This is a genomic window from Photobacterium sp., assembly GCF_057456235.1.
Genome location: NZ_JBVCPH010000006.1, coordinates 216,221 through 231,708, shown reverse-complemented (window position 1 = coordinate 231,708; position 15,488 = coordinate 216,221). Strand labels below are relative to the sequence as shown.

The 15,488-nt window shown below is 47.2% G+C and carries 14 protein-coding genes; 10 read left to right on the top strand and 4 right to left on the bottom strand.

Going from position 1 to position 15,488, the window contains the following annotated elements:
• The first annotated feature begins 11 nt into the window (after positions 1-11).
• Genes pstA through phoU form a run of 3 tightly spaced genes read left to right on the top strand, consistent with a single transcriptional unit; the run spans position 12 to position 3,216 of the window.
• On the top strand, positions 12-1,649 hold the full coding sequence (gene pstA, locus AC2204_RS09330; RefSeq protein ID WP_318925238.1) for a phosphate ABC transporter permease PstA: 1,638 nt from the start codon (positions 12-14) through the stop codon (positions 1,647-1,649).
• Between the two features lie 26 nt (positions 1,650-1,675).
• Entirely contained in the window at positions 1,676-2,494 is an 819-nt protein-coding gene (gene pstB, locus AC2204_RS09325; protein ID WP_318925237.1) for a phosphate ABC transporter ATP-binding protein PstB, read from the top strand.
• Positions 2,495-2,505: 11 nt separating this feature from the next.
• On the top strand, positions 2,506-3,216 hold the full coding sequence (gene phoU, locus AC2204_RS09320; protein WP_318925236.1) for a phosphate signaling complex protein PhoU: 711 nt from the start codon (positions 2,506-2,508) through the stop codon (positions 3,214-3,216).
• A 49-nt stretch (positions 3,217-3,265) separates the two neighbouring features.
• On the opposite strand, the gene ppk2 is transcribed toward phoU, so the two are convergent.
• From ppk2 to AC2204_RS09305, 3 genes are all read right to left on the bottom strand, one after another.
• Positions 3,266-4,072 (bottom strand): polyphosphate kinase 2, encoded by an 807-nt coding sequence (ppk2, locus tag AC2204_RS09315; RefSeq protein ID WP_318925235.1) that lies wholly within the window; start codon positions 4,070-4,072, stop codon positions 3,266-3,268.
• 287 nt (positions 4,073-4,359) lie between these two features.
• Positions 4,360-5,097 (bottom strand): copper homeostasis protein CutC, encoded by a 738-nt coding sequence (locus AC2204_RS09310; protein WP_318925234.1) that lies wholly within the window; start codon positions 5,095-5,097, stop codon positions 4,360-4,362.
• A gap of 324 nt (positions 5,098-5,421) precedes the next feature.
• Positions 5,422-6,024 carry a peroxiredoxin C gene (locus AC2204_RS09305; RefSeq protein ID WP_318925233.1) on the bottom strand — a complete coding sequence of 201 codons (603 nt, stop codon included), beginning with the start codon at positions 6,022-6,024 and terminating at the stop codon, positions 5,422-5,424.
• Positions 6,025-6,156: 132 nt separating this feature from the next.
• Here AC2204_RS09305 and AC2204_RS09300 point away from each other — a divergent pair, with 132 nt between their 5' ends.
• The 3 genes from AC2204_RS09300 (at position 6,157) to aceA (ending at position 10,648) form a co-directional block, all read left to right on the top strand.
• A complete protein-coding gene (locus tag AC2204_RS09300; protein ID WP_318925232.1) occupies positions 6,157-7,053 on the top strand; it encodes a hydrogen peroxide-inducible genes activator in 897 nt (298 codons plus the stop codon).
• Between the two features lie 603 nt (positions 7,054-7,656).
• On the top strand, positions 7,657-9,270 hold the full coding sequence (gene aceB / locus AC2204_RS09295; RefSeq protein ID WP_318925231.1) for a malate synthase A: 1,614 nt from the start codon (positions 7,657-7,659) through the stop codon (positions 9,268-9,270).
• Between the two features lie 73 nt (positions 9,271-9,343).
• Positions 9,344-10,648 carry an isocitrate lyase gene (gene aceA, locus AC2204_RS09290; protein ID WP_107285331.1) on the top strand — a complete coding sequence of 435 codons (1,305 nt, stop codon included), beginning with the start codon at positions 9,344-9,346 and terminating at the stop codon, positions 10,646-10,648.
• A 247-nt stretch (positions 10,649-10,895) separates the two neighbouring features.
• On the opposite strand, the gene AC2204_RS09285 is transcribed toward aceA, so the two are convergent.
• Positions 10,896-11,345, bottom strand: coding sequence for a CBS domain-containing protein (locus AC2204_RS09285; protein ID WP_318925230.1), 450 nt, complete (start codon positions 11,343-11,345; stop codon positions 10,896-10,898).
• 197 nt (positions 11,346-11,542) lie between these two features.
• Between AC2204_RS09285 and AC2204_RS09280 the strand changes: the two genes are divergently transcribed.
• The 4 genes from AC2204_RS09280 to yajC all read left to right on the top strand — a co-directional run bounded on the left by AC2204_RS09280 (position 11,543) and on the right by yajC (position 15,488).
• Positions 11,543-12,607: a serine protease gene (locus tag AC2204_RS09280; RefSeq protein ID WP_318925229.1), complete on the top strand. Its 1,065-nt coding sequence runs from the start codon at positions 11,543-11,545 to the stop codon at positions 12,605-12,607.
• 101 nt (positions 12,608-12,708) lie between these two features.
• Positions 12,709-13,761, top strand: a complete 1,053-nt coding sequence (queA, locus tag AC2204_RS09275) for a tRNA preQ1(34) S-adenosylmethionine ribosyltransferase-isomerase QueA (protein ID WP_318925228.1) — start codon at positions 12,709-12,711, stop codon at positions 13,759-13,761.
• 241 nt (positions 13,762-14,002) lie between these two features.
• Positions 14,003-15,130, top strand: coding sequence for a tRNA guanosine(34) transglycosylase Tgt (tgt, locus tag AC2204_RS09270; protein ID WP_318925227.1), 1,128 nt, complete (start codon positions 14,003-14,005; stop codon positions 15,128-15,130).
• 22 nt (positions 15,131-15,152) lie between these two features.
• Positions 15,153-15,488 carry a preprotein translocase subunit YajC gene (gene yajC, locus AC2204_RS09265; RefSeq protein WP_318925226.1) on the top strand — a complete coding sequence of 112 codons (336 nt, stop codon included), beginning with the start codon at positions 15,153-15,155 and terminating at the stop codon, positions 15,486-15,488.

The window sequence follows — 15,488 nt, the reverse complement described above, 5'->3', positions numbered from 1 at the left end:
GTGAATGCTTGATGGGGAAATGGTTTAAATCAGGTTCGCCCTGGATATGGCTAACGGCCGGAGCCGTAAGTTTGAGTCTGATTGCGGTATTAGGTTTGCTATTGCTGATTGGCTGGAAGGGACTCAGTTTCTTCTGGCCGGCACCTGTGTATCAGTTTGATGTCACGCTCGATGGCAATAAGCAGGTTATCATCGGAGAAATCTATGAACGCCAGCGTATCCCGATTAAGCAATTAGAGGAGGCGGGGATTGATGTCTCTGCGGTTGAAGGGGACAGCGTTACCCGTTATCTGATTAAAACCGGTAACCGAGAGCGGGTCGAACTCGACTTTATAACCCTGCTGGATCTTCAGATAGACCATCAGGCCCTCGCTGATAATATTGCGGTGATAGATCGTGATAAAAACGGTAAATTCTATGGTTACCCGGTTGGCTTAATCAATGAGAATCAACCACGTCAGGTCAGTGAGTTATCACAGAGGCTGGCCGAAGCGGCGCAGGTTCGCACTGAGCGAGATAACTTGCAGCAAATAGACATTGGCAATATTAACCGGCGGCTGGAGCAGCTGAGGTTAAAAGAGCACAAGCTGTTGCTCAATAACCAGCTTACTGACACAGCCAAGTTGGCGATAGCGCAGGAGCAGCAACAGCTGCAACAAGACTACAGCCGGATTGAACAGCGCTTGTTTGCGTTACAACAAAAGCTGGTGGACGATGCATTAATTGTACGTGACATGGACGGTGTTGAGGTCAAGCTTCCAATGGAGCAGATCTTAGACGTCTGGTATCCGAACGATCTGACATTCAGCGGCAAAGTCGCCCATTGGGGGAGTCAGGTGGTGATGTTCCTGACCGACGATCCGCGCGAAGCTAATACTGAAGGCGGTGTCTTTCCGGCAATTTTTGGCACCGTATTCATGGTGTTACTGATGAGCATTATAGTGACCCCATTAGGTGTCATGGCTGCCGTTTACCTTCATGAGTACGCGGGTAAAAATGGTTTTACCAAACTGATCCGCGTCGCTGTGATTAATCTTGCCGGTGTACCTTCTATCGTTTATGGGGTGTTTGGTTTAGGCTTCTTCGTTTATATGGTGGGGGGAACCATTGATGACGTTTTCTTCTCGGATCAACTGCCGACGCCAACGTTTGGCACACCGGGTATTTTGTGGTCGGCGTTAACCCTGGCGATTCTTACGTTGCCTGTTGTGATTGTGTCGACCGAAGAAGGGTTAGCTCGAATTCCTAATTCGGTACGTCATGGCTCTCTGGCTTTAGGGGCAACCCAAGCGGAAACCTTATGGCGTATTGTACTGCCAATGGCCAGTCCGGCAATCATGACCGGGTTAATTTTAGCCGTGGCCCGAGCGGCCGGCGAAGTCGCCCCTCTCATGTTGGTGGGGGTGGTAAAAATGGCACCGACCCTGCCGGTCGACAGTCATTTTCCATATGTGCATTTGGATCGTAAGTTTATGCACCTTGGCTATCATATTTATGATGTCGGTTTTCAGAGCCCCAATGTTGAAGCGGCACGCCCGCTGGTTTACGCAACGTCATTTTTATTGGTTACGGTGATTGTCGGGTTGAATTTAACCGCGATCGGGATTCGAAATCATCTGCGTGAGAAGTTCCGCTCTTTGGAGCAGTAACGAGTCGAGCAATAGCGAGTAAATACATGCTTTCAGTTAACACTACAATGGGATTTTTTAAGCCATTAGATTTAGCCTCGTTGCCCGAAGAGAAAACCGCGCTGTCGATTAAAGGGCTGGATTTGCATTACGGTAATACGCAGGCACTGTTTAATATTAATATGCGGATTGCCAAAGGCCAGGTGACCTCTTTTATCGGCCCGTCGGGGTGTGGTAAGTCAACCTTATTACGCTGTATCAACCGGATGAATGAGCTGGTTGAAGGCTGTCGTGTTGATGGGGAAATCATGCTTCATGGCCAGAATATCTATGATAGCAAGGTCGATGTGGCTTCGTTACGCCGTCGGGTTGGCATGGTCTTTCAGCGTCCTAACCCGTTTCCTAAATCAATTTATGAAAATGTGGTTTATGGTCTGCGGCTGCAGGGGAGCCGCGACCGCCGAGTCTTAGATGATGCAGTTGAAAGCTCGCTACGGGCCGCGGCCTTGTGGGATGAAGTGAAAGATCGCCTGCATGAGAATGCGTTTGGTTTGTCGGGTGGTCAGCAGCAGCGCTTGGTAATTGCCCGGGCGATAGCGATTGAGCCCGAGGTATTATTACTCGATGAACCAACGTCAGCACTGGATCCGATCTCAACGCTGACGATTGAAGAGCTGATCAATGAATTGAAAACCAAATATACAGTGATCATTGTGACTCATAATATGCAGCAGGCCGCAAGGGTGTCAGATCAAACCGCCTTCATGCATATGGGAGAGCTGGTGGAATATAGCAATACAAACGATATTTTTACCACTCCGAAAGAGAAACGCACCGAAGATTACATTACCGGCCGATACGGTTAGGGAGTCGCAACATGTTGGATAATTTAAGCCTGGGCCGACATATATCTGGCCAGTTTAATGCCGAGTTAGAAAGTATACGTACCCATGTCTTAGCCATGGGAGGACTGGTTGAACAGCAACTGGCAGATGCACTGAAAGCGATGCACCGGCAAGATGCTGAACTGGCTAAGCGGGTTATAAAAGGTGATCACAAGGTCAATGCCATGGAAGTGGCGATTGATGAGGCATGCACCCGTATTATTGCTAAACGTCAGCCAACCGCCAGTGATTTGCGCCTGGTGATTGCGATTATCAAAACCATTACGGATTTGGAACGTATTGGCGATGTCGCGGAAAGCATTGCGAAAGTGGCGCTGGAGAATTTTACCAATAAGCAGTACACCTTATTGGTATCGCTGGAGTCTCTGGGTCAGCATGCGGTTAAAATGTTGCATGAGGTATTAGATGCCTTCGCCCGTATGGACGTCAAAGCCGCGATTGAAGTCTATCAAGAGGATGATCGCATTGATCGGGAATACGAGGCCATTATTCGCCAGCTGATGACCTATATGATGGAAGATCCACGCTCTATTCCGAATGTGCTGCAGGTGATGTGGTCGGCACGTTCAATCGAGCGTGTCGGTGATCGCTGTCAGAATATTTGCGAATACATTATCTATTTCGTTAAAGGCAAAGATATACGGCACACTAACCCGGATGAGTTCGAAAATGTCTTAAAATAATCCGGTTTGCTTCGATTTCTTGATGTGTTATTTCTCACTTTTCTTCTTATCATTTATGATCGGAAAACCGGTTGGGCACAAAGGTCTGGCTGTCTGCAGGGGCTCGAATATATCGCTCCTTGTTGACTTCCGGCAGCTCAATATGAGGGTAGTGGAGCTCTTCATAAGGGATATGGGACAGCAGGTGTGAGATACAATTGATCCGCGCCTTTTTCTTGTCATCTGCGTCTACCACCCACCACGGACATTGCCTGGTATCGGTATGGTCAAACATGCGATCTTTCGCGGCTGAGTATTCAGCCCAGCGGCCTCGTGATTCAAGATCCATCGGGCTAAATTTCCAGCGTTTTATCGGGGTATGAATGCGCTTAAGGAAGCGACTTTCCTGCTCTTCATCGGAAACTGAGAACCAGTATTTCAGCAATATAATTCCGGAGCGCAGCAGCATGCACTCAAATTCAGGACATGAACGGAGAAACTCATCGTATTCCTCATCGCTGCAAAACCCCATCACTTTTTCGACTCCTGCCCGGTTGTACCAGCTGCGGTCAAACAGCACGATTTCTCCTGCCGAGGGAAGGTGGGCGACATAGCGCTGGAAATACCATTGGGTTTTCTCTCTCTCGGTTGGCTTGGGTAAGGCTGCGATCCGGCATACCCGAGGGTTAAGTTTTTCTGTGATCCGTTTTATCACGCCGCCCTTTCCCGCCGCGTCCCGCCCTTCAAAAATGACGACCACTTTAAGCCCGCGGTGCTTAATCCATTCCTGCAGCTTAACCAGCTCAACCTGTAACCGTTTGAGCTCACGATCATAATCTTTCTTTTTTAGTTTTTTGGCTGATGGACTATTGGTCATGTCAGACTCCGCTCAGTTATTACACTCCTCATTGTTATTAAGAGTAATGCCAGATCAGCACGGTGACGAATTAAACGTTGTGACAAATTCACATCAGCTATTAGTAGGTCTTTCTGTATTGTTGATGCGAAAAAGAATAAATAAGGATTAATGATGTATCCGTTAAGACATATACGGTAATGCTGGATGCCCGGTATCCGGCAAAAGAGGTGATTGGCTGGTAACCGTATAGATGAAAGAGCCTGCAATTTCAGGCTCTTTGTTAGCGGGTGATTAAATCGCTATTATTATCGAATTGCTTTTACCACCGCCGCAATTTTCTCGGCAGAGGTTACCGGGATAAGGAAGTCATCAATATCAGCACTGCCCATATGTGCCTGACGGGCAACGTTGATCATATGGCTGGGGCGGGTACTTTTACCGGAGAGGTGGATTTCTTTGATACCACTTTTAGCGATAATTTCCGCCGCGTTCTCCGCCGTAACACCGGCTCCGGCCATGATACTCAAATGATTTCCGCAATGCTGCACCATACGGGCAATAGTATCAGCACCTGCCAGAGCATTGGCTTTAAGTCCGGATGTAAGTACTCGCTCACAACCTGCCGACATAATCGTATCCAGGGCTTCAAAAGGCTCCAGACACTGATCAATTGCGCGGTGGAAAGTAACGCCTAACCCCTTGGCTTCTTTTACCAGCGTTGCCAGTACATCTCGGTTGATCTGGCTTTGGGCGGTTAAAACACCGACCACGACACCTTGCAGGCCAGCTTGTTTGGCGGCATGAATATCTTCCAGCATCAGTTCAATTTCATCATCTGAAAACAAAAAGTCCCCCTGACGAGGGCGGATCATGGCATACACAGGAATATGGACATGTTTTATGGCTTGCTTCATAAAACCGAGGCTGGGGGTTAAGCCGCCAAGCGCTAATGATGAGCAAAGCTCAATGCGGGTTGCGCCACCGTGTCGGGCATAATGCAACGATTCGAGATTATCGATACAGACTTCGATATGGTTAATCATAGTGATACAAAACGGTTGGGAACATATTGGCAGTGTAATTCATTGCTTAAGGAGTGGCGACAAGGAAGCGCGAGATATTATCTTAAGATGCGAGATGCGAGATGCGAGATGCGAGATGCGAGATGCGAGATGCGAGATGCAAGATGCGAGAGTCTTTGGGGAGTAGTCGTTCGAAACCCCGAACTTAGATCGAAAAAGGGCCCGGTGGTCCGGGCCTCATTATTTTTTTGCCTTGCGGCTGACTTTGGCTTTACGCTATCGCGTTTGTTGCCACAACACCGTTGAGCGGGGTGCTGCTTGTAGCATTCTTGTGCTTGCTGAGACTTACAGGTCTGCAGTGTGCTCAGACAGGTAGTCAGCAACACCTTTTGGCGATGCGTTCATACCCGCTTTACCTTCTTCCCACTGTGCCGGGCAAACTTCACCGTTTTTCTGGTGGAAATTAAGTGCGTCAACCATACGTAGCATTTCGTCAATGTTACGGCCTAGAGGCAAATCATTAACCACTTGGTGACGTACTGCACCGTCTTCGTCAATTAGGAAAGAACCGCGGAAAGCAACACCTGCTTCTGGGTGCTCGACATCGTACGCTTTGCAGATTTCGTGCTTCACATCCGCAACTAGCGGGTATTTAACCTGACCGATACCGCCGTTTTCAACAGCCGTGTTGCGCCATGCGTTATGAGAGAACTGAGAATCGATAGAAACACCGATAACTTCAACGCCTTTAGCCTGGAAATCTTCAAAACGCTTGTCAAAAGCAATTAGCTCTGATGGGCAAACAAAAGTGAAGTCTAGTGGGTAGAAGAAAACTACCGCTTTCTTACCTTTAGTAAACTCTGCAAAGTTGAAGTTATCAACGATTTCGCCGTTACCTAAAACAGCTGCAGCAGTAAAATCTGGTGCTTGACGACCTACTAGTACCATTTTGGTGCTCCTACAATATTCGTTTTGGTGCCGACCTTTTCGGTGGGCTCCTTGTTTGGACGAGACAAACTATAGCGAAACTGGTAGATTGAAAAAAGCGGAATAAACAGATTGAAGCAATCGGAAAAAACGATGACAAAGTTTCCCTCTCTAAAACAGCTTCACTATCTGGTGACGCTGTTTGAAACCCGTCACTTTGGTGAGGCGGCAAAAAAATGCTTTGTCAGTCAGTCTACTTTGAGCTCTGGTATTCAGAACCTGGAAGAGTTGCTGAGTAGTCAACTGATCGAGCGCGATAATAAATCTCTGGTTTTCACCTCTATGGGCGAAGAGGTGGTTACCCGATCCCGTGAGTTACTGGCGCGTAGCCAGGATTTAATGGAACTGTCTAAATGTACCGGTGATGGTATGGAAGGAAAGTTGCGGGTGGGCTGTATTCCGACGATCGCCCCTTTTCTTCTGTGTGACTTAGTGCAAGAGGTAAACCGGCTGCATCCAAACCTTCACTTGTTATTACGAGAAGATACCACGACGAATCTGCTGGCAGCGCTGAGAAATGGTGAAATGGATGTCTTGATCCTCGCCTTGCCCATTGAGATTAACGGTATGCATAGCAAGATTGTTGGCCGTGATGCGTTCAAAATGGTGATCAGTAAAAATCAGGCGGAAAAAGTGAACGTTCCACTTCGATATGCTGATTTACCCGATGAATCTGTTTTCCTGCTGGAGAAAGAACATTGCTTAACTGAACACGCGGTTTCAGCATGCAAACTCACAACCAAAGAGAAAATTAATCCTTTTACCGCAACCAGTTTACATACCTTAGTCCAAATGGTGGCCAATGGTTTGGGCACTACCTTTATTCCCCAGATGGCGATTGATCATGGTTTGCTGGATAATCAAAACCTAGTCGTTGTCGAACCTCCGGGCCAGGCAGCATATCGTCAAATTGGCTTGGTTTGGCGGCCGACGTCCAGTCGGATTCAGACATTTAATGGCTTGGCAGATATTGTTGAAGGGCTTTTGTAGCAATGTTGAGGCCGTGCTGTCAGTCCTTCCTTTTTGACAGCATGATATTCTTTTAATTTAGCATTTATTGGTATATTTCATCTTCCTGAAAGGGGCGTCAAGGTTGCCATTTTGTAGGTTTATTCTATTTCGCTTCGCGAATAAATGAAACAGGGTGAATAAGCAGGTATGCTTTTTTGGTATGAATTGTGAGCAGATTGTATTTATAAGTGCCTGTTATTTGTTTGTTTTTTAGACTCGTTTTACTTATCCCATGTTTTAAACGGTTTTTTATTTCGCGTTAGATCTCACCTTTTGTGTAATTTAATTACGTAACTCATTACAAATATACCGTCGTTCGGTGAGCATAATGCCTACCGAACTTTTTCCTGATTTTTGTTTTAATTTGGCGTTTTGAGTTTTTGCTCTACACTTATTAAGCTACTGTTTTTATTGCCATCAGGTGTGGTTGGTTTGATGTGAGCAAAAAATATCTACTTGCTTTTGCAGATTTGTTACGGCAACGTAAAGAAGCCGTTAAGGTAGCTGGTGGGATAAGAGTAATTGCGGTCATTACTGATAAAAGTAGTGATTAAGTTACAAGTGAAGGTAGGGGAGGGAGCGATGACGGATAAAGGAAGTATACCGAATCACCATGTTAAGCTGTCATTACAGACGACGCTGACATCAGAACAACAAGAGATCCTTAGCGATGAGGCTCTGCAGTTTTTAGAGCGCTTAGTACAGCGCTTTGCTTCCCGAGTGCCTGAACTGCTAGCTGCCCGCGAGGCTCGTCAGGCTGCAATCGATGCCGGTACGTTACCGGATTTTCTTCCTGAAACTTCGCATATTCGTGATAGTGACTGGACGATTCAGGGGATCCCCGACGATCTACAGGATCGCCGGGTCGAGATTACCGGACCGGTTGATCGGAAAATGGTGATCAATGCCCTGAATGCGAACGTGAAAGTGTTCATGGCTGACTTTGAAGACTCCTTTTCACCAGCCTGGGATGAGGTGCTGGATGGGCAGCGAAACCTTCGCGACGCGATCAATAGAACGATAAGTTATACCAATCCGGAAAATGGGAAAGAGTACAAGCTCTGCGATGATCCTGCGGCGCTGATCTGCCGGGTTCGCGGCCTTCATTTGCCTGAGAAACATCTGTTATGGCAGGGGGAGCCGATCCCCGGGGCATTATTTGATTTTGCCTTGTATTTTTTCCATAACTACAAACAGTTGCTGGCTAAAGGCAGTGGTCCGTATTTTTATCTGCCTAAGCTGCAGGCTTATCAGGAAGCGGCCTGGTGGAGTGATGTGTTCAGTTTTGCCGAAGATGAATTCGGTCTTTCTCGCGGCACCATTAAAGCCACGGTATTGATTGAAACTTTGCCAGCAGTGTTTGAGATGGATGAAATTCTCTACAGCCTGAAAGAACATATTGTAGGCCTCAATTGTGGGCGTTGGGATTATATATTTAGCTATATCAAAACATTACGTAATTACCCTGACAGGGTCTTGCCGGATCGTCAGGTGGTCACCATGGAAAAACCCTTCCTTAATGCTTACTCACGATTACTGGTTCGGACCTGCCACCGGCGAGGGGCGTTTGCGATGGGCGGTATGGCGGCCTTTATTCCGTCCAAAGATCCTGATCGTAATGAATGGGTGCTGAATAAAATTCAGACCGACAAGTCACTGGAAGCGAAAAATGGCCATGACGGTACTTGGGTTGCACACCCCGGGCTGGCTGATACGGCAAAAGCCGTTTTTGACAAAGTGCTGGGTGATCGTAGCAACCAGTTGGACATTAGCCGCGAACAAGACGCCCCAATTACCGCTGCCGAATTACTAGAACCTTGCGAAGGCGAACGTACTGAAGAGGGGATGCGGCATAACATTCGCGTTGCGGTGCAATATATCGAATCCTGGATCACCGGCAATGGCTGTGTACCGATCTACGGTCTGATGGAAGATGCCGCCACCGCGGAAATTTCACGGGCATCAATCTGGCAGTGGATTAAACACGGAAAGTCGCTGAGCAACGGTAGCGTTGTGACGAAGGCCTTGTTTGAACAGATGTTACAAGAAGAGTTGATCGTGTTGGAACAGGAACTGGGACGGGACAGGTTCCAACAAGGACAATATCAGGAAGCGGCGAATTTAATGTCGCGAATCACGACCAGTGATGAATTGGTGAATTTCCTGACTGTACCCGGCTATGAATACTTACCGTAATCATTGCCAAAGAAAATAAACATTAACGATTGCGTTAAGTTGATTATCGCCAAATGAAACGAGGGACATCATTATGACATTGACTCGCCAGCAGCAAATTGAAGCTATTGAAAAAGACTGGGCTGAAAATCCACGTTGGAAGCACGTAAAGCGTACTTACACCGCAGAGGAAGTGATAAATCTACGTGGTTCATTTGCCCCGGCTAATACGATTGCCCAGCGCGGTGCAGATAAGCTGTGGGATCTGGTCAATGGCTCGGCGAAAAAGGGATATGTTAACTGTCTGGGGGCGCTAACCGGTGGTCAGGCGGTTCAGCAGGCAAAAGCGGGCATTGAAGCGATTTATTTATCAGGCTGGCAAGTTGCTGCTGATAATAATACCGCATCGACTATGTACCCTGATCAATCATTGTATCCGGTTGATTCCGTACCTGCCGTCGTAACCCGTATTAACAATGCATTCCGTCGTGCCGATCAAATCCAGTGGGCAAATGGCGGCAGCCCGGAAGAAGGTATTGATTATTTCTTGCCGATTGTCGCAGATGCCGAAGCCGGTTTTGGCGGGGTGCTGAACGCCTATGAATTGATGCGTAATATGATTGATGCCGGAGCGGCAGGGGTACACTTTGAAGATCAGCTTGCTTCAGTGAAAAAATGTGGTCATATGGGGGGCAAGGTACTGGTACCGACCCAGGAAGCGGTGCAAAAGTTAGTTGCAGCACGCCTAGCCGCTGACGTGGCAGGTACCACGACACTTGTTATTGCCCGTACTGATGCTAACGCGGCTGATTTGTTAACGTCAGATTGTGATTCATATGATAACGACTTTATTGTTGGCGAACGTACCGCGGAAGGGTTCTACCGTGTACGTGCGGGCATAGATCAGGCTATTTCTCGTGGCTTGGCTTACGCACCATATGCTGATCTTATCTGGTGCGAAACCGCAAAACCTTGTCTGGAAGAGGCGCGTAAGTTTGCCGAAGCCATTCATGCTCAGTATCCGGATCAGTTACTGGCATACAACTGCTCGCCGTCTTTTAACTGGGAGAAAAATCTTGATGCTGAAACGATCACTAAGTTCCAGCAAGAGCTGTCAGACATGGGCTACAAGTATCAGTTTATAACACTGGCAGGTATTCATAACATGTGGTTCAACATGTTTGAGCTGGCGCATGCTTATGCGCAGGGTGAAGGCATGCGGCACTATGTTGAAAAGGTACAGCGTCCGGAGTTTGCCGCTGCTGAGCGTGGTTATACCTTCGTTGCACACCAGCAGGAAGTGGGCACGGGGTATTTCGATAAAATGACCAATACCATCCAGGGCGGCCAGTCGTCAGTCACCGCACTGACCGGCTCAACGGAAGAAGATCAATTCTAACCAGACTGGTTTTGTACAATCTATCCTAGCAAATCGTTGTTATCGTTTTTGGTAAGTCAGGGAGCACTCGTTGCTCCCCCTTTTTTATGGGGGTTATCTCCAACTCAGCTCAAGAGACGAGATTCAGGGCTTTCGCTGTATGTTGAGCTGGTTAGATATATGACAACTGGCGTTTGCGTTGCTGTTTAGCGGCAGCAAGATGCCCGTGAGTTAGGAAATTCGCGATTTATAACAAAACTAAAACCAATTAGGCTTCGTCTTCATTCAGCGGTTCAATTTCTTCCTGAATTTCTAGCAGGTTAATTGCAATAGACACGAAATCGGAATCGGTAATGATCCCCACCAGTTTCTTCTGATGAGTAACAGGTAAACAACCAATTTTATGCTTTTGCATATAGGTGGCCGCTTCTTTTAAGCCTGCATGAGAATTGACGCTGAGCAATGTCCGGTTCATACATTGATCCAGCGAGACATCCAAGGTGGAGATCGCGTTGGCTTTGCTAAAATGCTCTAAACTTGATTCCTGAGCGGCTAATACATCCCGCTGAGTCACTAAACCGACCAGCTGGTTTTCATCATTGGTGATGGGGATATGTCGTATCCCTTGCTCTGCCATCATTTTTTTGGCATCGGCCAGGGTATGAGAGGGACTAAGCGTATGAGGATGAGGAGTCATCATATCTGAGACAGTAAACATACAAACCTCCAGCTGCAATAAGACAAAAATTATTCTTTCCTTGTCCTCTCTGAATGTAGCGAATATTGACGTAACTACCTATGACCATAGTCAAAAAAACGCAAAGTTACCATTTGGTAGGGGCTGTGTTATTTGACGGTTAAAAAGTGATTTGTGTCATATAATCAATGAACGGTATCCCCAATGGGTATTATTCCATGGCTAAGTTGTTGCTAGGCTTCCTGTTGTATTGGAATACGCTGTTCGCGATTCAAGTGTTTGCTGCTGAGCAGACGGTGACCCCTAAAATAATTGGAGGAATTGAATCATCCACCAATGAAATTCCCTGGCAGGTTTACATTAACTTGACTTTTCCTGGCTCTGCGGGGGGGCAGACATTCATTTGTGGTGGTGTCTTGATTACCCCTAAGGTCGTGCTAACTGCAGCGCACTGTATACAAAATGGTTCAGCGCTCGTGTCAACTGAAAATATCCAGGTATGGGCAGGTATTACCAGTGTTTTCAGTGCCAGTAGCACCAACGCAATTGCGGTGGACAAAAGAGTCCGGCATCCTGATTTTGATCCGATCAGTTTTAGGAATGATATTGCGCTATTAGTGCTGTCGGAACCGGCGTCAGCCGGTGCGATACCGATTCAGGTTGCCAATACGGAAACCCAGAAGCGAGCGGATAATGAATTTGAGAATGGTTGGGTAGCAAACAGTGACCGACCTGCTAATTTACTGGTCTCTGGTTGGGGAAGTACCGATGGTAGTGGCACATCGTCAACGTTGTTAATGCAGACGCTGCTATCCGGCGTACCTGATCCCACCTGCGACGTTATGTGGAAGTCAAATATCACTGTAAGTGATTACAGCATTTATGTATGCGCGAGTTCACCCTCACCTCTGTTAGGTCGGGATAGTTGTTTTGGTGACTCGGGCGGCCCCTTGGTTTGGCAAGATCCGCAGGCAGCCGGTGACCGTGATTTTGGTTTACGGTTAATCGGTCTGGTCAGCTTCGGCGAAGGCTGTGCGAGCGATCTGCCCGGAGTGTATACCGAGGTGGCGTATTATATTCCCTGGATTGAAGATGAAACGGGGAGCACGATTGGCACATTACCCGAAAGGGACTTTAGTATTAACCCGTTTCTGTCGGATTATCGTAATGCCGGTAGGGTGCCAGTCGTAAAATCAGACAGCGGCGGCAGTGTCGGAATGATAAGTTTGCTATTACTGATGTTGGTGGTCTATTGGCGGCGAGTTTCACGGGGGCGAGAATAAACAGATAATATCCGCAAATTAGCCTGCAAATCCCATCTTTCCTTGAAATTGCAGTAAGGCAGCCTATACTACCTGCCTGCTGTAATTTGAGGCATATAACGATGCAAGTTTCTGATTTTCATTTTGACCTTCCTGATGAGCTTATTGCTCGTTATCCACAACCTGAGCGGACAGCGAGTCGCCTTCTGCAACTCACTGGCGATACAGGTGAGATCCAGCACAAAGGCTTTAAAGATGTGCTTGATCTGGTTCAGCCTGGTGATTTGCTGGTCTTTAATAATACCCGTGTGATCCCTGCCCGGATATTTGGCCGTAAAGCCTCTGGCGGAAAATTGGAAGTCCTTGTTGAACGGATGTTAGATGACAAGAGCATCCTGGCGCATGTACGTGCATCAAAATCGCCAAAACCGGGCAATGAGTTGCTGCTGGGTGAAAATGACGAATATCGGGCAGAAATGGTAGCACGCCATGATGCGCTGTTTGAAATTCGTTTTAATAGCGATAAAACAGTGTTGGAAATTCTGGAAGATGTCGGGCATATGCCGCTACCGCCTTATATTGACCGTCCAGACGAAGATGCCGATAAAGAGCGTTATCAAACGGTTTATAATGCCAAGCCCGGGGCTGTTGCTGCTCCGACCGCGGGGCTGCACTTTGATGATACCTTGATGGATGCGCTCAGAGCGAAAGGGGTTAATTTCGCTTTTGTAACACTGCATGTCGGGGCCGGAACGTTCCAGCCTGTACGCGTTGATAATATTGACGATCACCACATGCATGCCGAATACGTCGAAGTACCGCAAGAGGTCGTTGATGCGATCAATGCAACCAAAGCCAACGGCGGCCGTGTCGTAGCGGTGGGAACGACTTCCGTCCGTTCACTTGAAAGTGCCGCTCAGGATGCGCTGAAAAAGGGAACTGAGCTGAAGCCATTTTTCGGCGATACCGATATTTTTATTTTCCCCGGCTATGAATTCCAGCTAGTGGATGTTTTGGTAACGAATTTTCACCTGCCCGAATCAACACTTATTATGCTGGTAAGTGCATTTGCAGGCTATGAACATACCATGAATGCTTACCATCAGGCGGTTGAAAATAAATACCGCTTCTTCAGTTATGGCGACTCGATGTTCATCACTCGAAAAAACAAATAATTGAACTTAGGGTGTTAATTCAGTGTCTCTTAAGGCTGCTTTTGTTAAAATCGCAGCCTTTGTCGGTTTATAGCATCGACAAAAGAGCGATGGCAGATTTGCCATGACTCTTAAATTTTCTTCCGCCAGGCTTTATGGCGTGGCGACAAATGTAATACGTACACCAGGCGAATGACCTGTTGTGCTTAAGTCCTTTAGTGGGAATTGATGTCAGATTGTTTCTCTGGCTTTTGGAGGTTGAGTGAAATTTGAATTAGATAAAACTCAGGGACGCGCACGTCGCGGTCGCCTGCAGTTTGAACGTGGTACGGTTGAAACGCCGGCATTTATGCCTGTGGGTACTTACGGTACGGTTAAGGGCATGACGCCGGAAGAAGTGCTAGAGACCGGTGCGCAGATCATTCTCGGTAATACTTTCCACCTGTGGCTTCGCCCTGGTCAGGAAGTCATGAAAATGCATGGTGATCTGCACGACTTTATGCAGTGGAAAGGTCCTATCCTGACTGATTCAGGCGGCTTTCAGGTGTTTAGCCTTGGTGATATTCGTAAGATCACCGAAGAAGGTGTACATTTCCGTAACCCGGTAAACGGTGACAAGATTTTCATGGACGCTGAGAAGTCGATGGAAATTCAGTACGACCTGGGTTCTGACATTGTTATGATCTTTGACGAATGTACACCGTATCCCGCGACACATGACGAAGCGAAGCAGTCAATGGAAATGTCACTGCGCTGGGCACAGCGAAGCCGTAACCATTTCGACAAGCAAGAAAATAAAAATGCGCTATTTGGCATCGTCCAAGGTAGTGTATATGAAGACTTACGCGACGTTTCTGTTGAAGGCCTGACGAACATTGGTTTTGACGGTTATGCCGTTGGCGGTCTGGCGGTTGGCGAGCCAAAAGAAGATATGCATCGTATCTTAGAGCATACCTGCCCTAAACTGCCTGAAGATAAGCCTCGCTACCTAATGGGGGTTGGCAAACCGGAAGACCTTGTGGAAGGTGTACGCCGTGGTATCGACATGTTCGACTGCGTAATGCCGACCCGAAATGCCCGTAATGGACACCTTTTTGTGACCGGTGGTGTGATCAAGATCCGTAATGCGAAACATAAAACGGATACAACCCCTCTGGACCCACATTGTGACTGTTACACTTGTCGTAATTATTCAAAGGCATATCTGTATCATCTGGATAAGTGTAACGAAATCCTGGGATCGCGCCTTAACACAATCCACAACTTGCGTTACTACCAGCGTTTGATGGCCAGTATTCGTAATGCGATTGAAGAAGATCGTTTCGATGCGTTTGTAGAAGAATTCTACGCGCGTCGTGACCGTGAAGTTCCACCATTAAAAAACGCTTAACAATCAACGAGGACGTTACTAAATGAGTCTTTTCATTTCTCAGGCACACGCCGCAGCTGAAGGTGCTCCACAGGGTGGCAGCATGCAGCTATTCATCATGCTGGGTCTTTTCGCAGTTATTTTCTATTTTATGATTTATCGTCCACAGGCGAAGCGTGTTAAAGAACACAAGAGCCTGATGTCTGCTATGGGCAAAGGCGATGAAGTACTAACCAGTGGTGGTTTGCTTGGTAAAATCACTAAAGTTTCTGAAGAGAGCGATTACATTGTTATTGCCCTGAATGACAGCACTGAAGTGACAATCAAGAAAGATTTTGTTACAGCAGTTCTGCCAAAAGGCACAATGAAATCTCTATAG